Origin of the sequence: Methylobacterium komagatae (assembly GCF_042661665.1) — a bacterium.
Lineage (GTDB): Bacteria > Pseudomonadota > Alphaproteobacteria > Rhizobiales > Beijerinckiaceae > Methylobacterium > Methylobacterium komagatae.
In genome coordinates this window covers 5124238-5145871 of sequence record NZ_JBHSWN010000001.1, presented here as the reverse complement: position 1 = coordinate 5145871, position 21634 = coordinate 5124238, and the positions used below count along the sequence as shown (strand labels likewise).

Below are 21634 nucleotides of genomic sequence, written 5' to 3'. Positions count from 1 at the left end.
GCCGAGGGTTTTCGGGGACGCAACGTTTGGTTGCGTGGTTATGGTTAAGCGACTTTGAGTTGCAACGGCTGAAGAGCCGTTGCACCCATGCGCTCAATAGGTCCAACGTTGTGCCTTCTGCACGAGAAAGTCGCGGAAGGCCTGGACCCGCGCCACCGAACGCATCTCCTCGGCATAGACAAGGTAGCTCTCAAGCGAAGGCATCTCCGTCTCCCGCAGAACCTGCACGAGGGTGTCGTCGCCATCGACGGCGTAATCGGGAAGGATGCCGATGCCGGCGCCCGCCTCCATCGCCCGTTGTAGGGCACCGATGTTGTTAACCGTGAGATGCACGGGCCGACGCTCCCGGCCCTCGCGGCCCGCATCGGCCAGCCAATGCGCAGCAAGCAGATAGGACGGCTCGTTGCCGCCGAAGGACACGATGCGGTGCTCGTCCAGTTCCTCGACGGTCTTCGGCTCACCGAACCGCTTCACGTAATCCTGGCTGGCGAACGCGTGGTAATGCACGGTGAAAAGGCGCCGCTGGATCAGGTCCGGTTGGGCCGGGCGGCGCATGCGGATGGCGACGTCGGCCTCGCGCATGGCGAGATCGAGTTCCTCGTTCGTGAGGATCATCTCGATGCGGACGTCGGGATAAAGGTCGAGGAACTCACCCACCCGCTGCGACAACCATGAGACGCCAAGTCCCACGGTCGTCGTCACCTTGAGATCGCCGGTCGGCCGCTCCGAAGTCTCCACGAGACGCGCCCGCGTGTTTTCCAGGCGGAGCTTCATGTCCTTGGCGGCGCGGAACAGGAGGTCGCCCTGTTCGGTCAGGATGAGGCCGCGCGCATGCCGATGAAACAGCGGCGCCTTCAGTTCGCGCTCGAGGGCGCTGATCTGACGGCTCACCGCCGATTGACTGAGGCCGATATCGTCTCCGGCTTTGGTGAAGCTCCCCGCCTCGGCGACGTTGAGGAAAATCCGGATCTTATCCCAATCCAACGCGAGAACTCCCGCTCTCGCCGCACGGCTCGGTCCAGAGGAAGACCGCGGCCCTGCGGCACCTGCCGTCGCAACCCGAGACGCTTACGCTTCAGGGCCGACATCCACGCCACGGTGCCATGCGATATACGCATTCCTTCACGGAGAATAGACCTATGCGCCCGGCGCGGGCCTCATTGGCCCGACAACCGGTGCATAAGCTTGCGGAAAGCGGGGATGCGTGGGCCGCTATTCGGCGGCCGCGCGTGCCGGGCTCTCGCCGATCTCAAGATTGGCAAGGTACTTCTCAGCTTCCAGCGCCGCCATGCAGCCCATACCTGCAGCGTAATCGCCTGACGATACACGTCGTCCGTGACATCGCCCGCCGCGAATACGCCGGGGATCTCCGTCTCAGCCGTGCCCGGCCTCACCGAGAGATATCCGCCGTTCCGGAAGGGGAGCTGGCCTTCGAAGATCGCCGTCGCGGGCTGATGGCCGATCGCCACGAACACGCCGTCGGTCTGCACTTCGCTGATCTCGCCGGTGCGCGTGTCTTTCAGGCGCACATGAGTGACGGTCGGCGCGGGCTTCTCGTTGCCGCAGATCTCTTCGATCTCCTTGTGCCAAAGCACCTCGACATTCGGGTGTTTGAAAAGGCGCTCCTGAAGGATGCGCTCGGCGCGGAACTGATCACGGCGATGCACGACCGTGACCTTCTTGGCGATGTTGGCGAGGTAGAGCGCCTCCTCGACGGCGGTGTTGCCGCCGCCGACCACGACAACCTCCCGGCCGCGGTAGAAGAACCCGTCGCAGGTCGCACAGGCCGAGACGCCGCCGGCCTGAAACTTCGCCTCGGAGGGCAGACCCAGCCATTTGGCCTGGGCGCCCGTGGCGATGATCAGCGCATCACAGGAATAGGTCTCGCCGGAATCGGCCTCGAGCCGGAATGGCCGCGTCTTGAGATCGACCTTGATGATGTACTCTGAAAGGATCGTCGTGCCGACATGCTCGGCCTGGAGACGCATCTGCTCCATCAGCCATGGGCCCTGGATCGCCTCCGCGAAGCCGGGATAATTCTCGACATCGGTGGTGATCATCAACTGGCCACCGGGCTGGAAGCCGGAGATCAGCAGCGGCTTCACCATGGCGCGTGCGGCGTAGATTGCGGCGGTGTAACCCGCCGGGCCGGAGCCGACGATGATGAGCTTTGCGTGGGTGTGGGCCATCGGTCTTGAAACTCTTCGTCTTCCGGTCAACCGGATCGCGCTCGCGTCAGTCCCGAGAGCGGTGACGCTCAATATAGGCGTCAGCGAGCGCCTGCGCGATCACCGGTGTCGCGTCTATCGGTTGATACCTTAAATCGATGAGGCGACCTTCGAAGGGTGCGACCGCTCCGGCCTGGGCCAGAGCTTCGTACATCGCCCGGTGGCGGGGAGGGGTTCCGGTGATCTCGGCCAGCAGGACCGGCGCGCCCGTTGCGACCGCTTCGCTTACCATGTTCACGGAATCGGACGTCACGACGATCGCCTCCGCCAGAGCGAGCAGGCCAAGGTAGGGATTCTCCCCCGTGCCGTCCCAGAAGAAGCCCCCCGTCCGCGTCGCGAGGCTGTAAGCTGCGCTTCGAAGTAGTTCGGGCGTACGCCGAGAGGCCGTCACCATCAGGGCGCAGCCCGATGCCGCCAAATCGCGAAGGCCATCGGCCAGCCGCGAAATCTCGGCCTCGGAAAAGGTGAGGTGGCGGCTGTCGCCGCCGAGCAGAACCGCCACACGCCTTCCGCGGAGTGGCGCGAGGCGCGGATCGGAAACCGTTCGCGCCGCCGCGAGGCGAGACGGTGAAATGCGATGCGGCGAGGTAACGGTCGCGAAGACGTTCGGCCCACGCAGAGCATCGTGCTCGGGCACCCAGATAAAATCCGCCGTCCCAGGTCCGGTACGCGGATCCTTCAGAAAGGCGGTGAAGCTGACACCGAGCCTTCGGCAGGCCCGCAGATAAGGCACGGCCCGGCGTCCGGAGGCGATAGCAAGGGCGGGGAGGGGACCATACAGGGCGCCGCCCTTCCGGCGCGGCCCCTGACGCGGGTCGATAGGCCCCCATGGCGCGAACCACCCGAAAGGGCCCGAGGCTGGGACGCGGCGGACAGAAACGTCGAGCCCCAGGGTATCGGCGATCCCGAGGCACTGGTTCTCGTCGCCCGCCTTACCATCCGTCACGATCCAGGCGCGGAGGCCGGCAAGGCCCGTCATGGGGCTTCAGTCCCTGGGCAAGTCGCGGGCGAGCCACTGGGCGTAGATGTCGGCGATCACTGAAATTCGGCGGCGTTCGCTGTCGGGATCGTACCAGGCGCCGCCATAGCTCGATGGCGTCGCGGTCATCTGATGATGGCGCCCGAGTACGTCGCCCTTTCGACTCACGAGGAGCGCATCGCCAACGAGATAATCGTTCTGCGAGCCGCTGAGGCCGAGGCGTCCGCCACCGCTACCGACATAGTCGCGCAACGATAGATCGGTGATGACGACGATCAGACGGGGACCGTTTCCGCCGATCCGATCCGCCATTTTCTTGCGAAGGGCCGCCGTAAGGTCGGCAGCCATCGCTTCGGCCGGGAGCCCACCGCCCTTCGCAAGCAGGGGTCCCGCATCCACCCGGACATCGGAAAAGAGCGGTGTCGGCGGGAAATCCCCCGCCGACGCCGTGCTCGCGAGGCCGAGCAGCGCAGAAAGCCCCGCGATCCACCGTGCCGTCACGGCCATCGTCTCAGCCGCCGAACCGGATCTCGACCACTTCGTAGGACTTGCCGCCGCCCGGTGTCGTCACCTCGACGGTGTCGCCCACAGCCTTGCCAATGAGGGCACGCGCGATCGGAGAGCCGATCGACACGCGGCCCGAGCGGACGTCCGCCTCAGGCTCGCCCACGATCTGGTAGGTCTTCTCCTCTTCCGTGTCCTCGTCCACGAGCTTCACGGTGGCGCCGAAGATGATCTTGCTACCAGAGAGCTTGGCGACGTCGATCACCTCAGCTCGGGCGATCATGCTCTCCAACTCCATGACCCGCCCCTCGTTGTGGGACTGGGCCTCCTTGGCGGCATGATACTCAGCATTCTCGGACAGGTCGCCGAGCGCGCGAGCTTCGGCGATCGCCTGAATGATGCGCTGACGCTCGACCTGCTGCCGGTGCTTCAGCTCTTCTTCGAGAGCCGCATAGCCGCGGGTCGTAATCGGAACCTTGTCTATGCTCATCGTCTCGCGCCACAATGAAGAAGCCCGGCCGGGAGCGGGTCACTCCCTCCGGGCCCTGAAAGTCTTACCGCGCCCTGCAACTTCAGGCCGCGAAATATTCCTGCAATGCCCGCACCGTGAGATCGCCTTCGAGATAGGCCTTGATCCCTTCGGCAGCCGCCATCGCGCCGGCTAGAGTGGTGTAGTACGGCACCTTATGCAAGAGGGCCGCGCGGCGGAGCGAGCGAGAGTCCGACAATGCGCCAGCACCTTCGGTGGTGTTGAACACAAGCTGGATTTCGCCGTTCTTGATTGCGTCGACCACGTGCGGCCGCCCTTCGAGGACCTTGTTGATCCTCTCGGATTTCAGGCCCTGCTCTACCAGATAGCGCTGAGTCCCGCCGGTGGCGAGGATCGTGAAGCCGAGTTCGGACAAAAGCTTCATGGCGGGCAGGATGCGCGCCTTGTCGTCATCCCGCACCGACACGAACACCGCACCCGCGCGTGGCACTGGTTGCCCGCGCCGAGCTGGCTCTTGGCGAAGGCCACGCCGAAGCCGGCGTCGAGGCCGATCACCTCGCCGGTCGAGCGCATCTCCGGGCCGAGCAGAACGTCGACGCCGGGGAAGCGCGCGAAGGGGAACACGGCCTCCTTCACCGCGATATGCGGCAGCGTCTTCTTGGTCAGGCCGAACGGCCCGAGCTTCTCACCAGCCATGACGCGCGCGGCGATCTTGGCGATGGGTTCGCCGATCACCTTCGCGACGAAGGGCACCGTGCGCGACGCGCGGGGGTTCACCTCGAGCACGTAGATCGTGCCGTCCTTGATCGCGTACTGCACGTTCATCAGGCCGCCGACCTTGAGCGCCAGCGCCATGGCCGTGGTCTGCCGCTCCAACTCGGCGATGATCTCGGGCGAGAGCGAGCGCGGCGGCAGGGAGCAGGCGGAGTCGCCGGAATGGATGCCGGCTTCCTCGATGTGCTCCATGATCCCGGCGATGTAGACCGTCTCACCGTCGCACACCGCGTCCACGTCCACCTCGACCGCGTCCGACAGGTAGCGATCGAACAGCAGCGGGTTCTTGCCGAGCACCGTGTTGATCTGCCCCGTCTTATCGTTGGGGTAGCGGGCCACGACGTCGGACGGGATCAGGCTCGGCAAGGTGCCCAGCAGGTAATCGGCGAACTGGGTCTCGTCGCGGATGATCGCCATGGCGCGACCGCCGAGCACGTAGCTCGGGCGCACCACGAAAGGCAGGCCGAGTTCGGCGGCGACGAGGCGGCTCTGCTCGACCGAATAAGCGATGCCGTTTTTTGGCTGCTTCATCCCGAGCTTGTCGAGGAGGCGCTTGAACTGGTCGCGGTCCTCCGCGAGGTCGATCGCATCCGGCGAGGTGCCCAGGATCGGGATCCCGGCCGCTTCGAGCGCGCGGGCAAGCTTCAGCGGCGTCTGGCCGCCGAACTGCACGATGACGCCGTGAAGCGTGCCCTTCTGCTTCTCGGTCTCAAGGATTTCGAGCACGTCCTCGGCCGTTAGCGGCTCGAAGTAGAGGCGATCCGACGTGTCGTAATCGGTCGAGACCGTCTCCGGGTTGCAGTTGACCATAATGGTCTCGAAGCCCGCGTCGCTCAGGGCGAAACAGGCGTGGCAGCAGCAGTAATCGAACTCGATGCCCTGGCCGATCCGGTTCGGCCCACCGCCGAGGATCACGACCTTCTTGCGGTCGCTCGGCTCAGCCTCGTCCACCACGGTTCCCGCGAAGGGGGCCACGTAGGTCGAGTACATGTAGGCGGTCGGCGACTTGAACTCGGCCGCGCAGGTGTCGATCCGCTTGAAGACCGGACGCACACTGAGCGCCCGGCGCTTCTCGCGCACCTCGCCCTCTTCCATCTTGGCGAGCACCGCGAGGCGGGCGTCCGAGAAGCCCGCCGCCTTGAGCTGACGGAAGGCACCCGCCGTGGTCGGCAGGCCGTGGGCCTTCACCCGGTGCTCCAGGTCCACGATGGCCTGAAGTTGCTCGAGGAACCACGGGTCGATCTTGCAGGAGGCATGGACCTCCTCGTGGCTCACGCCGAAGCGCAAAGCCTGGGCGACCTGAAGCAGGCGGTTCGGGGTCGGCGTGCCGAGCGCCGCCTTGATCGCGTTGCGGTCATCGCCCTTGCCCAGACCTTCGATCTCGATCTCGTCGAGGCCGGTGAGCCCGGTTTCCAGGGAGCGCAGTGCCTTCTGAAGCGACTCCGCGAAGCAGCGGCCGATGGCCATGGCCTCGCCCACCGACTTCATGGCGGTGGTGAGCGTCGGCTCGGCGCCGGGGAACTTCTCGAAGGCGAAGCGCGGGATCTTGGTGACGACGTAGTCGATCGTCGGCTCGAACGAGGCCGGGGTCGCGCCGCCGGTGATGTCGTTGGCGATCTCGTCGAGCGTGTAGCCCACGGCGAGCTTCGCCGCGACCTTGGCGATGGGGAAGCCGGTCGCCTTGGATGCCAGCGCCGAGGAGCGCGACACGCGCGGGTTCATCTCGATCACGATCATCCGCCCGTTCTCCGGGTTGATCGCGAACTGCACGTTGGATCCGCCGGTCTCGACGCCGATCTCGCGGAGAACCGCGAGGGAGGCGTCGCGCATCACCTGATACTCCTTGTCGGTGAGCGTCAGGGCCGGAGCGACGGTGATCGAATCACCGGTATGGACGCCCATCGGGTCGATGTTCTCGATGGAGCAGACGATGATGCAGTTGTCGTTCTTATCGCGAACGACCTCCATCTCGTACTCCTTCCAGCCGAGCACGCTCTCCTCGATCAGCACCTCGTTGGTGGGCGAGGCATCGATGCCGCGCTCCACGATGTCGAGGAACTCCTCGCGGTTGTAGGCGATGCCGCCGCCCGTGCCGCCCATGGTGAAGGACGGACGGATGATGGCGGGCAGGCCGACTTCGGCCAGCGCGATCAACGCCTGACCGAGCGCATGCTCGCCGTAGCGCTTACGCCGCTCGGACTCGCCCGCCAGCCACTTCTTCTCGAAGGCTGCAAGGGCCGCGTTGCGGGCTTCCGTTTCGGTGTTGGCAGCCTCGATGCGGGCGATCTCGGCGAGGTACTTCTCGCGGTCGGCCTTCTTGGCGGCAGAGGCATTCGCCAGCGCCGATTTCGGCGTGTCGAGACCGATCTTGGTCATCGCGTCGCGGAAGAGAGGCGATCCTCGGCCTTGTCGATGGCCTCGGCGGTCGCGCCGATCATCTGCACGCCGTACTTGGCGAGCACGCCCATCTTCTGGAGAGAGGGGCACAGTTCAGCGCTGTCTGGCCGCCCATGGTCGGGAGGATGGCGTCGGGCCGCTCCTTCTCGATGATCTTGGCGACGATCTCCGGCGTGATCGGCTCGACATAGGTCGCATCGGCCATGTCCGGATCAGTCATGATCGTTGCGGGGTTCGAGTTCACGAGCACGATGCGGTAGCCCTCCTCGCGGAGGGCCTTGCAGGCCTGGGTGCCGGAATAGTCGAACTCGCAGGCCTGTCCGATGATGATCGGCCCCGCCCCGACGATCAGGATCGAGGAGATATCGGTGCGTTTGGGCATCGGACGCCTTGGTACAGGCACGCGCGCCCTATCGTCGGGCAGGGGCCCACGACCGGACGCACGGCGGGATTGTCGTTGAGCCCTGCGTTTACACGTGGGTTCACGCCCTAGACAAGGGCGCCCGCCGCCTCATCGCAAGGGTAATGCCGAGCCGGCCCGGTCAGGACGCCGCAGACAGGACCGTCACAGCCCGGTCGATCGACAGGTAGAACACCCCGAAGGCCACCACGGCCGCCGCCGCGAACTCGACCGCAACGTTCGACAGCGTCTGCGCCCGGCGCAGGCTTTCGCGGCCGACGACGATGGAAATCCAGGCCAGCGCCAGCACGGCGGGCATGGCGAAGAGATAGGAGACGGTGCTCTCGACGCGGTCGAGGCCCCCAGTCGGATCGATCAGGGCGCGGATGTTGCGCACCCACGGCGCATAGGCTGCGACATACAGCGCCGTCGCCCAGGACAAAGCGGTCGCCATTCCGAGATGGAAGGCGAAAGCCTTGTGAAGGCGAGAGAAATCGTTGTGCGCCGGGTTGGCGATCATCCGAGGGTCCCCATCGTAGCCGGGGCGGGCGCCAGCGCGCCGCCGTCTCGTTTCGTTGGCTGGGGATAAGCCCTGCGAATTCGCGGATTTTGTGACCCCGGTGGGGCGGTCTCGGGATCGGACAAGGGGCGGATGGGGGAATCATCCCCCATCCGTACGCCTAGCGGGAGATCAGGGCTGGGCGACTTCCTGCTTACCGGAGCGCATCAGCGACACGAAACGCTCGAACAGATAGTGGCTGTCGCGCGGGCCAGGCGAAGCCTCCGGATGGTGCTGCACCGAGAAGGCCGGGCGATCGGTGAGCGACAGGCCGCAATTCGAGCCGTCGAACAGCGAGACATGGGTCTCCACCGCCGATGCGGGCAGGCTCGCCGGATCTACCGCGAAACCGTGGTTCATCGACACGATCTCGACCTTGCCGGTGGTCTTGTCCTTCACCGGGTGGTTCGCGCCATGGTGGCCCTGGCCCATCTTCACTGTGCGCCCGCCCAGGGCGAGGCCCATCAACTGGTGACCGAGGCAGATGCCGAAGGTCGGCACCTTCTCGTCCAGCAGCTTACGGATCACCGGCACCGCGTATTCGCCGGTCGCCGCCGGGTCACCGGGACCGTTGGAGAGAAACACACCGTCCGGCTTCATTGCGAGGATGTCTTCGGCGCTGGTGGTGGCGGGTACGACGGTGACATCGCAACCCGCTTCGGCCAGCAGCCGCAGGATGTTGCGCTTCACACCGTAATCGATCGCCACGACCTTGAGGCCCTCGCCCGGTGCGCGCTTGCCGTAACCGCCGCCGAGGGCCCAGACGGTCTCGGACCATTCCGTCCGCTCGCGGCTCGTGACCGGCGGTACGAGATCCAGCCCCTCCATCGGAGCGAGAGCGGCCGCGCGGGCCTTCAGCGCCTCGCGGTCGAACCGGCCCTCCGGGTCGTTGGCAATGACCGCATTCGGCATGCCCTTGTCGCGGATCAGGGCGGTCAGCGCACGGGTATCGACGCCGGTGATGCCGACGATGCCGCGTGCTTTCAGCCAGCCATCGAGATGCGAGGAGGAGCGCCAGTTGGACGGCTTCGTCACCGCTGATGCGATCACCGCGCCGCGAACACCGGAGGCCGGGGCGGCGTCGAGGCTTTCGAGATCCTCGTCGTTCGTGCCCACATTGCCGATATGCGGAAAGGTGAAAGTGACGATCTGGCCCGCATAGGACGGGTCGGTCAGGATTTCCTGATACCCGGTCATGGCGGTGTTGAAGCAAACCTCGCCGTCGGCAACACCGGTTTGACCGATGCCGAACCCTTCGAGGATGGTGCCGTCGGCAAGCACCAGAAGGGCGGTCGCGACGGGATCAGACCAGGGCGAAGGCTCGGGCGTGGGGTGCGCGGACGCGCCGTCGTCTTGCAGCATCGGGACCTTCTCGCTTATCTCGTCGGCATCCGGCGCCTTGCGGCGCGCGCGGATCCATCCGGCGCGTCTTAAAGACTGCGGCGTGTGACGCGGTCAATGTGGCCGCAACGCACTCGCCGTTCAACGCCTCTTTGTGCGGGGCTGCCGCCCGTTCTTCACACAGTTTTCGAGGAAGTCACGATGCAGCTGCGCGAGCGTTTCACCGCCGAGATGAAAGAGGCGATGAAGGCCGGGGACAAAGGTCGCCTGGCGACGGTGCGGATGATCCAGGCCGCGCTGAAGGACAAGGACATCGAGGCGCGCGGCCTCGGCAAGGAACCGGCCTCGGAGGAGGAGATCCTGTCCCTGCTGCAGAAGATGATCAAACAGCGCACCGAATCGGCCGCCGTCTACGTGCAGGGCGGGCGCCCCGAACTCGCGGAGAACGAGCGCGCCGAGATCGCCATCATCGAATCGTTCCTGCCGAAGCAGATGGACGAAACCGAGATGAAGGCAGCCGTCGAGGCCGCGATTCTCGAGACCGGTGCCGCCGGCCAGAAAGATATGGGCCGGGTCATCGCCGCCCTGAAGGGCACCTTCGCGGGCCGGATGGATTTCGGGAAGGCGAGCGGCCTCGTGAAGGCGGCGCTCGCGGCGAAAGGCTGAGCCTCACCGCTTTCGAGACAACACCGAAAATGCATCTCGCCGCGCTTCGGCGCGGCGTTCTACCCGCAATCCCCTGCCGCATCGGCGGGCAGTCCGGGACTCTAAGGCATCTCAGGCGTTATACTCGCGGGTCCCATCACACGCCCCGCGTCGCCCTTGCGCTATCCGCCGCACATTCTGGAAGAGATTCGCGCCCGGCTTCCGGCTTCCGCCGTAGTCGGCCGTCGGGTGCAGCTGAAGAAGGCGGGCCGTGAGTGGCGTGGGCTGTCTCCGTTCAATGCGGAGAAGACACCGTCCTTCTACGTGAACGACCAGAAGCAATTCTATCACTGCTTCTCGTCCGGCAAGCACGGCGACGTCTTCACCTTCCTGATGGAAACGGAAGGCCTCAGCTTTCCCGAGGCGGTGGAACGACTCGCGGGCGAGGCGGGCGTGATTCTGCCCGCGCCGACAGCCGAATCGCGTGAGACCGAAAAGAAGCGCGCGACCGCCATTGATGTGATGGAGATGGCCGCCGCGTGGTTCGAGGAGCGCCTGCGATCCTCGAAGGGCGCCGAGGCCCGGGCCTATCTCGACCGGCGCGGTCTCGGTGACGATGTCCGCCGACGCTTCCGCCTCGGCTACGCGCCGAACGAACGCTACGCCCTTCGCGATCATCTCGCGGAAAAGGGCATCGAGCGCGACACGATGGTCGAACTTGGCCTGATTGCGGGCGGCGAGGACATCGCGGTCCCCTACGATTATTTCCGCGACCGGGTGATGTTTCCCATCACCGATCTGCGCGGCCGTGTCGTCGCCTTCGGCGGGCGCGCCCTGTCGAAGGACGTGCGCGCAAAATACCTGAACTCACCGGAGACGCCGCTCTTTTCCAAGGGGCGGATGCTCTACAACCTGCATAATGCGCGTAAGGCGGCGCACGAACGCAGTTCGGTCGTCGCCGTGGAAGGCTATGTCGACGTCATCGCCATGACGCTCGCGGGCCATGCCGAAACGGTGGCGCCGCTCGGCACGGCCCTCACGGAGGATCAGCTGGCCCTGCTTTGGCGCCACGCCGACGAGCCGATCCTATGCTTCGATGGGGACGGGGCGGGCCTGAGAGCCGCACACCGCGCGCTCGACGTCGCCCTTCCCCTGCTCGAACCGGGCAAGAGCCTGCGCATCGCCCTCCTACCGGGCGGGCAGGATCCCGACGATCTCCTCCGTTCCGGCGGCCCCGCCGCCATCGACCGGGTGCTGGAAAGCGCAATTCCGCTGTCGGAGTTGCTGTGGCGGCGAGCGGTCGAATCGGGACCGGTCGATACGCCCGAGCGCCGGGCCGGTCTGGCACGCGCACTCCGCACGCTCATCGCGACGATCCGCGACGAGACGGTGAAGCGCTATTATCGGGATGATATCGAAGACCGGCTGCGGGGCCTTTCTCCGCAACCCGTCCGCAATGCGCCGAGCGGGCGTGCACGCGCAGGGAAGTGGCAGGCCGAGCCTGCCTCGCCGCGCATGACGGCGGCACCCAGCGCGTCGATGACATCCTCGGCCGGCTTCAGCGGCGCTGCTCCTGTGCGCGAGGCGGTGATCGCGGGCACCTTCCTCGTCCATCCCGAACTGGTCTCCACGTTCGGTGACGAGCTTGCCGAACTGGACTTCACCGATTCGGATTGCCGGGCGGTCGTGTCGGCTCTTCTGGCCTGCGCGGGCGAGCATTTGATGCCGGACGCCACGCTGTTGCAAGAACGCCTCACTCGCTCCGGGCTGATCGATGCGGCAGAGCGCGTTCTGGGGGTCGCGCGCTCACGAGAGCGCGCTCAGCTCGATCCTCAGGCCGATCCTGCGCAGCGCGCAGATGCCCTGCGCCAAGCGATGATCTTGCACCGGCAGGCCGGCGCGCTACATAGCGAACTTCATGAGGCACGGCAGGCGTTTGAGGCAGATCCAACAGATGCCGGCTGGACCTGGGTGTGTGACGTGAAGGAGAGGCTGGCAACCGTGCTGTCGGCGGAATCGGAGGCTGACCTTCCGAAAACGGATGCGTAAGCGTGCCGTGACTTCCTGGCGGTGCTGGCGCTATAGGCGGCGATCGGCGGTGGCGGCTTGAGCACGCGCGGCCTTAGTTAACACACGGTCAAGCCTGAGGCTTGCATACGAACTCAGGGTCGCGCGATGGATGGGCGCGACTCGCACCAGTTTTTGCATCGCGGCGTCGAAGGTGCGGATAGGCTGTCGATGCCTCCGCAATCCGCCGCAACGGGACAACAATAGGCTCATCATGGCGACGAAGGCAACGGAACGGGACGAGGCGGACGCTGCACCCGAGCAGCAGACCGACGGGCCGCTCCTCGACCTGTCTGATGCCGCCGTTAAGCGGATGATCAAGCTCGCCAAGAAGCGCGGCTACGTGACCTACGAAGAGGTCAACGAGGTGCTTCCGGAGGGTCAGTCCGATCCGGATCGAGCTCGAGGACGTGCTGTCGCAGCTGTCCGAAATGGGCATCAACGTCGTCGAGGCGGAAGAGACCGAGGAAGCTGCCGCGGGCGAGAAGCCCGCTGCAGCCGAGGGCGATGAGGAAGAGGCCGAGGGTGGCGAGGTCGCTGAGATCGCCTCGACCCGCGCCGTCGCCGTCACGACCACCACGCGCGAGCCGACCGACCGCACCGACGATCCGGTGCGCATGTACCTGCGCGAGATGGGCTCGGTGGAGCTCCTGTCGCGCGAGGGCGAAATCGCCATCGCCAAGCGCATCGAGGCCGGGCGCGAAGCGATGATTGCAGGGCTCTGCGAGAGCCCGCTGACCTTCCAGGCCATCATCATCTGGCGGGACGAGCTCGTGGAGGGCAAGGTCCTCCTGCGCGACATCATCGATCTCGAAGCGACCTATGCCGGGCCGGACGGGCGCAATGCGCCGCAGATGGGCGAAGGCGAGGGCGACGAGGACGGCGAGCAGGCCCCGCCCGAGGGCGGCGACGAGGAAGACGACCTCGAAAACAACGTGTCGCTGGCCGCGATGGAAGCGGAAATCAAGCCGCGCGTCCTCGAGACCTTCGACTCGATCGCCCAGAACTACCACAAGCTGCGCAAGGCCCAGTCCGACGCAGGAGCGGTTGATAAGTCCTCGGCCCAGGTGAAGAAGCAGGGTGACCTGAAGGACATCGTCGTCGCCGACGTGAAGTCCCTGTCGCTGAACAACAACCGCATCGAGGCGCTGGTCGGTCAGCTCTACGCGATCAACAAGCAGCTCATCGGCCACGAAGGTCGGCTGATGCGCTACGCCGAGAGCCACGGCGTCGCCCGCGACGAATTCCTGCGCCACTACCAGGGCTACGAGCCGATCCGGCCTGGATGGAGCGAGTCGGCACGCTCGGTGGCCGGGGTTGGAAGAACCTCGTCGAGAAGGGTCATAAGCAGGTCACGGAACTGCGCTCGCAGATCCTCGATCTCGCGTCGGAGACCGGTCTCGAGATCGGCGAGTTCCGCCGCATCGTGAACATGGTCCAGAAGGGCGAGCGCGAGGCCCGGCAGGCGAAGAAGGAAATGATCGAGGCGAACCTGCGCCTCGTGATTTCGATCGCCAAGAAATACACGAACCGCGGCCTGCAGTTCTTGGACCTGATCCAAGAGGGCAACATCGGCCTGATGAAGGCCGTGGACAAGTTCGAGTACCGCCGCGGCTACAAGTTCTCGACCTATGCTACATGGTGGATCCGGCAGGCGATCACCCGTTCGATTGCTGACCAGGCGCGCACCATCCGCATTCCGGTGCACATGATCGAGACGATCAACAAGATCGTCCGCACCTCTCGGCAGATGCTGCACGAGATCGGCCGCGAGCCGACCCCGGAGGAATTGGCCGAGAAGTTGGCCATGCCGCTCGAAAAGGTCCGCAAGGTCCTGAAGATCGCCAAGGAGCCGATTTCTCTCGAAACGCCCATCGGCGACGAAGAGGACAGCCACCTCGGCGACTTCATCGAGGACAAGAACGTCGTCCTGCCGATCGACGCGGCGATCCAGTCCAACCTGCGTGAGACCACAACGCGGGTTCTGGCCTCGCTCACGCCGCGCGAGGAACGCGTGCTGCGCATGCGTTTCGGCATCGGTATGAACACGGATCACACGCTGGAAGAGGTCGGCCAGCAATTCTCGGTGACCCGCGAGCGCATTCGCCAGATCGAGGCGAAGGCGTTGCGTAAGCTCAAGCATCCGAGCCGCAGCCGCAAGCTCAGGAGCTTCCTCGACAACTAAGCCGGCGGCACGCGCCGCCGGTTACCGGCAAAGCCTTGCTTTGCCGTACTGGAATCCCAACTTGGCGCCATGCTCGAACGACGTCCGCCTTTGCCCGTAACACCCACGGCCGATGCGGACGGGTCCGAGACCGGCGATGTGCCCTTCGGCGCGCTGGAACCCTCGGTCGGCATCCGTGACTGGCTGCTGGGTGAGGGCGCGCGCATCGACAAGGCCGAGCGGATGCTCGAAGGCCTCGCCGAACGGCTGATCGAGATCGGCGTTCCGGTCGATCGCGCTTCGACGGCCATCGATACGCTTCACTCAGAATATGCCGGTGTCGGTCGCGTCTGGACCCGCAACGGCGGCGTGACCGTACGGCTCTTCCCGCACGGTAGCCGTTCGCAGGAGGCCTATCTCCGGAGCCCCTTCGCGGAGGTGCACCAGACCGGTCGATGGCTGGTTCTCGACCTCTCGGAGACGCCGGACGAGGCCTACGCCATCGTCCCCGACCTGAAGGCCGAGGGCTACACGCACTACGTCGTGGCGCCCCTTTTCTTCACGAACGGCACGCAAAACGGCATCACCTTCGCCACCAAGTGCCCAACTGGTTTTGAGCGGGAGCACATCGCGATCCTGCGCTTCATCATGCCCGCCCTGGCGGCGGTGATGGAGATGCGGGTGCTGAACAAGCAGCTTGATCACGTGTTGCGGGTCTATGTCGGGGATGAGCCGCACCGGGCAATCCTGTCCGGCGACATCCGGCGCGGGCAGGTGACCCGCATCCGCTCCGCGATCCTGTTCGCCGACATGCGCGACTACACGCGCATCTCCGCCGATATGACGCCGGAAGAGGCGGTGGCCCTCCTCAACGTCTTCTTCGACTGTCTCGTGCCCCCCATTGAGGGAGAGGGCGGCGAGGTGCTGAAATATCTGGGCGATGGCTTGCTCGCCATCTTCCGCGAGAGCGGCGACGACCTCGGCGGTGCGGCCAAGGGGGCGCTGACGGCGGCCCAGCACATCCTGGCCGCGATCGACGAGGCCAACGCCCTGCATCAGTTTCCGGTGCCGATTCAGGCGGGCATCGCCCTGCATCACGGAGAGGCGGCCTACGGCAATGTCGGCTCGGGCTCGCGGCTCGACTTCACGGTGATCGGGCGCGACGTGAATCTTGCGAGTCGCCTCGCCAAGCTCAATCGCGGCTTGGGTGAGGAGCTTCTCATGTCCAAGCCCTTCGTGGATTTCCTCTGGGGTGACCCGGTCCCCGTGGGCACGCATGTCCTCCACGGCTTTGAGGAGCCGATGGCGGTGTTCAAGCCGAAATTCCTCCGGCCTCGCAAGCGGGACTGACCCGCAGGCCGGGACGTGACGAGCCAGCATCATTGACCGCGCGGGGGATTGACCCTGCGGACGCAAGGGGCCACATCTCGCTCTGTTCCAGGGAGATCCCCGGCAAGGGGCTGAGACACCGCTGGCACGCTCGCGAGAGCCTGCGGCGCGGAAATCCTTCGAACCTGATCCGGCTCATACCGGCGTAGGGATTGGACCGCGGCCGTCTTCCAGACAGGCCGATGCTTTTCAAGCGAAGCACCCGGCCACATCCCTACGCCCCGCATTTGGGAGCGTTTTCGTGGGATTGGACAGGCCCGTATCCCCCATCGGTCAACGCAGGCATCCCGGCTTCGCGCTGAAGTCCGTGCCGATGCCGGAACGCGCCGATGTGGCGATCGTCGGCGGCGGTTTGATCGGCCTCGCCTGCGCGTGGCGTCTCGCCGCGAGAGGTCTCGCCGTCACGGTGATCGAGCGCGACACGGTCGGTTGCGGGGCGAGCCTCGCCGCAACGGGCATGCTCGCGCCGGCGGCCGAGCACGAGCCGGGATCCGATCCGCTCCTGCCGCTCGCCATAGATTCTCTCGCCCGCTGGCCGGGCTTCCGCGACGATCTTGAAGCCGCCTCCGGCCTGCCCATCGATTACCGCCCGGACGGGACGCTGGTGCTGGCCATCGGCCGGGACGAAGTGGAGCGCCTTCGCTTTCGCTTCGACCTGCAACGCCGCTCCGGCCTGGACGCCACGTGGCTGAACGGCACGGAGGTCCGCCGCCTGGAACCGGTCCTCCGACCTTCCGTAACGGCGGGCGTACAATGCCCCCTCGACCATCAGGTCGATCCTCGCCTCGTCATGGCCGCTCTCGCGCAGGCCTGCGAAGCGGCGGGCGTGACGATCCTCCAACAGTCGCCCGTGACCGGTCTCGACTGGTCGGGTGGGCGCGTGACGGGCGTGGTTACCCAGAACGGCCGTCTCTCAGCCCAGACGGTCGTCCTCGCTGCCGGTGCTTGGAGCGGCGAGGGTGGGCTGTTGCCCGATGCTCTTGCGCTGCCGGTGCGTCCGCTGAAGGGACAGGCGCTTGCGCTCCGCACCACACGGCAAACCGGCACACTGACGCGCATGGTGTGGACCGAACAGGTCCACATGGCGCCCAAGAGCGACGGCCAGCTCATCATCGGCGCAACGGTGGAGGATTGCGGATTTCGTGAAGGCGTCACGGCGGGCGGGCTCTATGCTCTGCTGGAAGGCGCCCGCCGGGTGCTTCCAGGCATCGAGGAGATGGAGGTGGAGGCCGTCTGGAGCGGCTATCGCCCGACCTCCGACGACGATGCGCCGATCATCGACACGATCGCGCCGGGCCTCGTGGCTGCCACCGGCCATCACCGCAATGGCTACCTCCTGGCCCCTGTCACCGCCGACGCGGTGGCCGATCTCGTGACGTCGGGTGAGCTTCCGGCGGTGGCGCGCTCCTTCACCCTGGCCCGTTTCGCGCGGCCCGAGCCCAAGAGGGCAGCCCGATGAAGTTTTTCGTCAACGGCGAGCCCCGCGAGAGCGAGGCCGAGACCATCGAGGCCCTGTTCGCTCTCGAAGCCGAAGAATCCGGCATTGAGGGCCCGCAGGGCATCGCCATCGCACTGAATGGCCGCGTCCTCCGCCGGAAGGACTGGGCTGAGACCACCATCACGCCGGGCGACCGCATCGAGATCGTCCGCGCCATGCAGGGAGGCTAGAGCATGGATAGCACCGTCACGCCGCTGCGGCCCGAAGACGACGACGCCCTGGTCATTGCCGGGGTGCGCCTGTCGTCGCGCCTGTTCATCGGTACCGCCGGATATCCGACCCAGGCGATCATGCGCGATGCGGTGGAAGCGTCCGAAGCCGAAGTCGTCACGGCCTCGATCCGCCGGGTCTCCCTGCGCGGTCATGGCTCGGACACGGTCAGCCTGCTGAAAGGCCGTCGTTTCCTGCCGAACACTGCCGGGTGCGAGACTGCCCGCGACGCGATCATGACCGCCGAACTCGCCCGCGAGGCGCTGGACACGACGTGGATCAAGGTCGAGGTCATCGGCGATCGCGAGACGCTCTATCCCGACGTAGCCGAACTGATCGAAGCCTGCCGCCATCTCGTGGATGAGGGCTTCACCGTTCTACCCTATTGCAACGATGATCCCATCGTCTGCCGCCGCCTGGAAGATATTGGCTGCGCGGCGGTGATGCCGATGGGGTCACTGATTGGCTCCGGCATGGGCGTCGCCAACCCCGCCAATATCGAGTTGATCTGTCGCCGTGCGGGCGTGCCGGTCATCGTCGATGCGGGCATCGGCACTGCCTCGGACGCCGTGATCGCCATGGAACTCGGCGCCGCCGCCTGCCTCGTGAACACCGCCGTCGCCAAGGCAGACGATCCCGTCCGGATGGCCCGCGCCATGGCCCGCGCTGTCGAGGCGGGGCGTGACGCCTATCGCGCAGGGCGCATTCCGCGCCGGGGCCGGGCCGAGCCGTCGAGTCCGCAACTTGGTCTCGTCGGCTCATGAGCCTGCCGTCGCCGCTCATGGCGGTGACGGACCGCCACGGTCATGCCCGCCCGCTCCGCGAGACGGTGCGGGCGGTGCTCGCCGGGGGAGGGCGCTGGATCTGGTTCCGCGACCGCGACCTGCCTGACGCGGAACGGCGCGTGCTCGGGCAGATTGTGGTTGATGAAGTGCGCGCGGCCAGCGGCTTCCTGACGGTCGGCGGCGATGTGGATCTGGCACTCGCCCTGGGGGCTGACGGGATCCACCTGCCGATGTCGGCGCTGAACGGTGTGCGCGAGCGCGTGGGCTCGGACAAGCTCATCGGCGCGTCGGCGCATTCGCTCGGCGACGTCGCAGCAGCGGTTTCGGCGGGCGCCGACTACGTCACTCTCAGTCCGATCTTTCCCACTGCCAGCAAGCCGGGCTACGGCCCAGCGCTGGGGCCCGAGGCCATCGCCGCCGCGCGAAACCATGGACTGCCCATCGTCGCTCTGGGGGGAATGAGTGGCGACACGCTCGCTTCCTGCCATTCGGCAGGCGCGGCGGGGTTTGCCGTCATGGGCGAGTTGATGCGGGTTTCGGACCCCGCCGAAACGGCGGGCCTCCTTCTCCGAGGGTGGTCCGAGCCGCGAAGCGCTTCTTAGGCCGCAGGCCCGTAAGGCGGACGCGGGATCGCACGATGGGCGGCCCGCAGGGCAGCGGACCAGCGCTCGCGCAGATCGTGGAAATACCCCTCGCCCGCCTCGATCCGGTGGTTCACCTCGAGGTTCAGGGCATTACGCCGGGCCAACGCGATGTCGATCGGCAGGCCGACTCCGAGATTGGAGCGCATGGTGGAATCCATAGACACCAAACTCACCTTCAGGGCGTCGTAAAGGTCGGTCTCGAACTTCACGGCCCGGTCGAGAATCGGCTTTCCGTATTTGTGCTCACCGATCTGAAGGAACGGCGCATCGGTGCTGCATTCGATGAAATTGCCCGCCGAGTAGATGAGGAATAACCGCATCGGTTCGTTGCCGATCTGACCGCCGAACAGCAGAGAGATCGAGAAGCGGATGCTCGCCGCCTCGAAGCCCCTCTGCTCGATGGTCCGCACCCGGCGGATCGCTCGGCCGACGAGTTGCGCCGCCTGGAACATGGTCGGCGCCTCGATCAGGCGCTGGGGCGGATCGCCTTCCTCGCCCGGCACGCCTTCCTGAAGCATGCTCAGCACGGACTGCGTGATCGATAGGTTGCCCGCCGAGGCGAGCATCATCACGCGCTCACCCGGCACGTTGAAATGATGCAGCTTGCGATAGGTCGAGATGTCGTCGAGCCCCGCATTGGTGCGGGTATCGGCGACCATCACGAGGCCCTCCTCGACGAGGACACCGACGCAGTAGGTCATGATCTCAAGGTTCCGGCGTAGAGTGCGTCAGCATTGGACAGCCGACTTGCCTTGCTCGACCCGGAGCTTCACGTCCAGCGTTTCGGTGCCGCCACCCATGCGGCTGCCGCGGATCGGGGCCGCGCCGAGATAGTCGAGCCCCATGGCGAGGCGGATATACTGCTCCGAGGGGCTGATCTTGTGGACCGCGTCGAAGGCGACCCAGCCGAGATCGGGCACGAGCGCCTCGGCCCAGCCATGGGGGGCCTCGACCTCGGCCTCACCATCGTCACGCGCCCGATAGCCCGCGACGTAGCGCGCCGGGATGTTCAGGTGCCGCGCGGCCGCGATGAAGACATGCGTGATGTCCTGCGGGTTGCCGCTTCCGGTCGCCAGCGCCTTGGCAGCAGGCACGGCGGAGGTCGCGGGGCCGGGCTCGAACGTCATCGCACCGTGCACCGCCTCCATTAGCCGGTGCAGGATTGTCAGCGGGTCCTGCGCACCCTTCGCGGCGGTTGCCGCCAGTTCGTGCAATTCGGGGCTCGTCGTGCAGAAATCCGTCTCTCGCAGGTAGAACAGGTCCGGCAGACGCTCGACAGCACCGCGCACAACGCCATGCGTGTCGTCGGTGTCGGCCTCGCCGGTCACGCGGATCATCAGCGTGTCGGCGGCCTCATCGGGCGTGAACCAGTGGACGACATTGCCGAAGCCGTCCTCGCGGGCCGTCAGGCGGCCGTCGACGCTGGTGTCGATCCGCCAGCGGCGGATGTACTGCCCGTCATGGTCGCGCGGCGTCAGCCGCAGGATCTGGATCAGACCCCGCGCCGGTTGCTCGTAGGTGTAGCTGGTCTCGTGGACCACGCGGATGCGCATGCGCCTTTCCCGCCTGTCTTAGCTGTTGCGACTGCCCCGGTTTCACACCCGTGCGGCGTCAGCCGACGAGATACTGCTTGGCGATCGCTTCGCCCACCCCGTTATTCTCGGCGATGAACCCCTCCACGAACTCGTGCAGGCCGGCGCCGAAGATACGGTCGATGTTGTCGCTCTCGAGCTTCGCCAGCATATTGCCCGCCAAGCGCTGGCTCGGGCCGCGTCGGCCATAGGCATCGGCGATGAGGTCGAGATACTCGACGATCACGCCGTAGCAATTGGCGAAGGAGCGCGGCATCTGCTTGTTGAGCATGAGCAGATCCGCCACCAGGAGCGGCTTCACGCTCTCCCGGTAGACCCAATGGTAGGCGGTCAGCGCGGAGACCTCGCGCAGAATCGTCGTCCACTGGAAGTAGTCGAGGCTGCCGCCGACCTTCTCATCGTGCGGCAAGAGGATCTGGTATTTCACGTCGAGGATGCGGGCAGTGTTGTCCGCCCGCTCGATCGCCGTGCCGAGCCGCGTGAACCAGAAGGCATCGTTGCGCAGCATCGTGCGGAAGGCCGAACCATCATAGGTCAACGAGACGGTCTTCACCCAGTCGAGGAAGCGGCCGAATTCATCGCGGTTCAGTTCGCGGCCCGAATAGCTGCGCAGCTCTAACCAGGCTCCGTTGATCGCGTCCCACATTTCCGTCGTGAGCGCGGTGCGCACGGAACGGGCACTCTCGCGCGCCGCTTCGATGCAGGAGCGGATCGAGGACGGGTTGTGCGGACTGAAGGCGAGGAAGTCGCACACCGTGTCGGCATTGACGACGCTGTAGTGCGGCTTGAACAGCTCGGATCCCCCGCCGAGGCGAGGGCGGATTCCCATTCGTTGGTTTCACCGCCACCGTAACTCGTCGGCAGGGCAGCGAGGCGATGCGCGGCGTCGAGGATGCGCGCCACGAAGTCGGCGCGCTCGACGTAACGCGAGAGCCAGTAGAGGTTGTCGGCAGTCCTTGAGAGCATTG

At 66.0% G+C, this 21634-nt stretch carries 15 protein-coding genes, 4 pseudogenes and 1 riboswitch; of the genes and pseudogenes, 8 read left to right on the top strand and 11 right to left on the bottom strand.

All coding sequences use genetic code 11. From position 1 onward, the window contains the following. Nucleotides 1-93: 93 nt before the first annotated feature. The 8 genes and pseudogenes from ACFQE0_RS25300 to carA form a co-directional block, all read right to left on the bottom strand. Nucleotides 94-984, bottom strand: coding sequence for a LysR family transcriptional regulator (locus tag ACFQE0_RS25300; RefSeq protein WP_378974589.1), 891 nt, complete (start codon nt 982-984; stop codon nt 94-96). 228 nt (nt 985-1212) lie between these two features. Beyond that, nucleotides 1213-2189, bottom strand: a pseudogene (gene trxB, locus ACFQE0_RS25295) (thioredoxin-disulfide reductase). A 46-nt stretch (nt 2190-2235) separates the two neighbouring features. Further along, on the bottom strand, nt 2236-3207 hold the full coding sequence (locus tag ACFQE0_RS25290; RefSeq protein ID WP_378974587.1) for a mitochondrial fission ELM1 family protein: 972 nt from the start codon (nt 3205-3207) through the stop codon (nt 2236-2238). Between the two features lie 6 nt (nt 3208-3213). After that, on the bottom strand, nt 3214-3714 hold the full coding sequence (locus tag ACFQE0_RS25285) for a hypothetical protein (RefSeq protein WP_378974585.1): 501 nt from the start codon (nt 3712-3714) through the stop codon (nt 3214-3216). Between the two features lie 4 nt (nt 3715-3718). Beyond that, a complete protein-coding gene (gene greA / locus ACFQE0_RS25280) occupies nt 3719-4195 on the bottom strand; it encodes a transcription elongation factor GreA (protein ID WP_243954114.1) in 477 nt (158 codons plus the stop codon). 88 nt (nt 4196-4283) lie between these two features. Next, a pseudogene (carB, locus tag ACFQE0_RS25275) lies at nt 4284-7754 on the bottom strand (carbamoyl-phosphate synthase large subunit). Nucleotides 7755-7914: 160 nt separating this feature from the next. Next, the gene (locus ACFQE0_RS25270) at nt 7915-8292 is read right to left on the bottom strand and encodes a hypothetical protein (protein WP_378974583.1); all 378 of its coding nucleotides are present in this window, start codon (nt 8290-8292) and stop codon (nt 7915-7917) included. A gap of 171 nt (nt 8293-8463) precedes the next feature. Then, a complete protein-coding gene (gene carA / locus ACFQE0_RS25265; RefSeq protein ID WP_378974581.1) occupies nt 8464-9693 on the bottom strand; it encodes a glutamine-hydrolyzing carbamoyl-phosphate synthase small subunit in 1230 nt (409 codons plus the stop codon). 180 nt (nt 9694-9873) lie between these two features. Here carA and ACFQE0_RS25260 point away from each other — a divergent pair, with 180 nt between their 5' ends. The 8 genes and pseudogenes from ACFQE0_RS25260 to ACFQE0_RS25225 all read left to right on the top strand — a co-directional run bounded on the left by ACFQE0_RS25260 (nt 9874) and on the right by ACFQE0_RS25225 (nt 19032). Beyond that, complete coding sequence (locus ACFQE0_RS25260) at nt 9874-10338, top strand: GatB/YqeY domain-containing protein (protein ID WP_378974579.1); 465 nt, start codon at nt 9874-9876, stop codon at nt 10336-10338. Between the two features lie 156 nt (nt 10339-10494). After that, complete coding sequence (gene dnaG / locus ACFQE0_RS25255) at nt 10495-12366, top strand: DNA primase (RefSeq protein ID WP_378974576.1); 1872 nt, start codon at nt 10495-10497, stop codon at nt 12364-12366. Nucleotides 12367-12598: 232 nt separating this feature from the next. After that, a pseudogene (gene rpoD, locus ACFQE0_RS25250) lies at nt 12599-14569 on the top strand (RNA polymerase sigma factor RpoD). A 69-nt stretch (nt 14570-14638) separates the two neighbouring features. Continuing rightward, the gene (locus ACFQE0_RS25245; RefSeq protein ID WP_378974574.1) at nt 14639-15898 is read left to right on the top strand and encodes an adenylate/guanylate cyclase domain-containing protein; all 1260 of its coding nucleotides are present in this window, start codon (nt 14639-14641) and stop codon (nt 15896-15898) included. Between the two features lie 80 nt (nt 15899-15978). Next, nucleotides 15979-16107, top strand: a riboswitch (TPP riboswitch). A gap of 71 nt (nt 16108-16178) precedes the next feature. Further along, entirely contained in the window at nt 16179-17396 is a 1218-nt protein-coding gene (thiO, locus tag ACFQE0_RS25240; RefSeq protein WP_378974572.1) for a glycine oxidase ThiO, read from the top strand. Further along, entirely contained in the window at nt 17393-17605 is a 213-nt protein-coding gene (thiS, locus tag ACFQE0_RS25235; protein ID WP_378974569.1) for a sulfur carrier protein ThiS, read from the top strand. Before thiO ends, thiS begins: the two co-directional genes overlap by 4 nt. Before the next feature lie 3 nt (nt 17606-17608). After that, nucleotides 17609-18409 (top strand): thiazole synthase, encoded by an 801-nt coding sequence (thiG, locus tag ACFQE0_RS25230; RefSeq protein ID WP_378974567.1) that lies wholly within the window; start codon nt 17609-17611, stop codon nt 18407-18409. Continuing rightward, nucleotides 18406-19032, top strand: a complete 627-nt coding sequence (locus tag ACFQE0_RS25225) for a thiamine phosphate synthase (RefSeq protein ID WP_378974564.1) — start codon at nt 18406-18408, stop codon at nt 19030-19032. The genes thiG and ACFQE0_RS25225 overlap by 4 nt, the downstream gene beginning before the upstream one ends. On the opposite strand, the gene ACFQE0_RS25220 is transcribed toward ACFQE0_RS25225, so the two are convergent. The 3 genes and pseudogenes from ACFQE0_RS25220 to ACFQE0_RS25210 form a co-directional block, all read right to left on the bottom strand. Further along, a complete protein-coding gene (locus ACFQE0_RS25220) occupies nt 19029-19775 on the bottom strand; it encodes a proteasome-type protease (protein ID WP_378974562.1) in 747 nt (248 codons plus the stop codon). The two genes, ACFQE0_RS25225 and ACFQE0_RS25220, sit on opposite strands and share 4 nt — an antisense overlap. 27 nt (nt 19776-19802) lie before the next feature. Further along, on the bottom strand, nt 19803-20627 hold the full coding sequence (locus tag ACFQE0_RS25215; RefSeq protein ID WP_378974559.1) for a transglutaminase family protein: 825 nt from the start codon (nt 20625-20627) through the stop codon (nt 19803-19805). A 58-nt stretch (nt 20628-20685) separates the two neighbouring features. After that, nucleotides 20686-21632 (bottom strand): annotated as a pseudogene (locus ACFQE0_RS25210) (alpha-E domain-containing protein). Nucleotides 21633-21634: the final 2 nt, after the last annotated feature.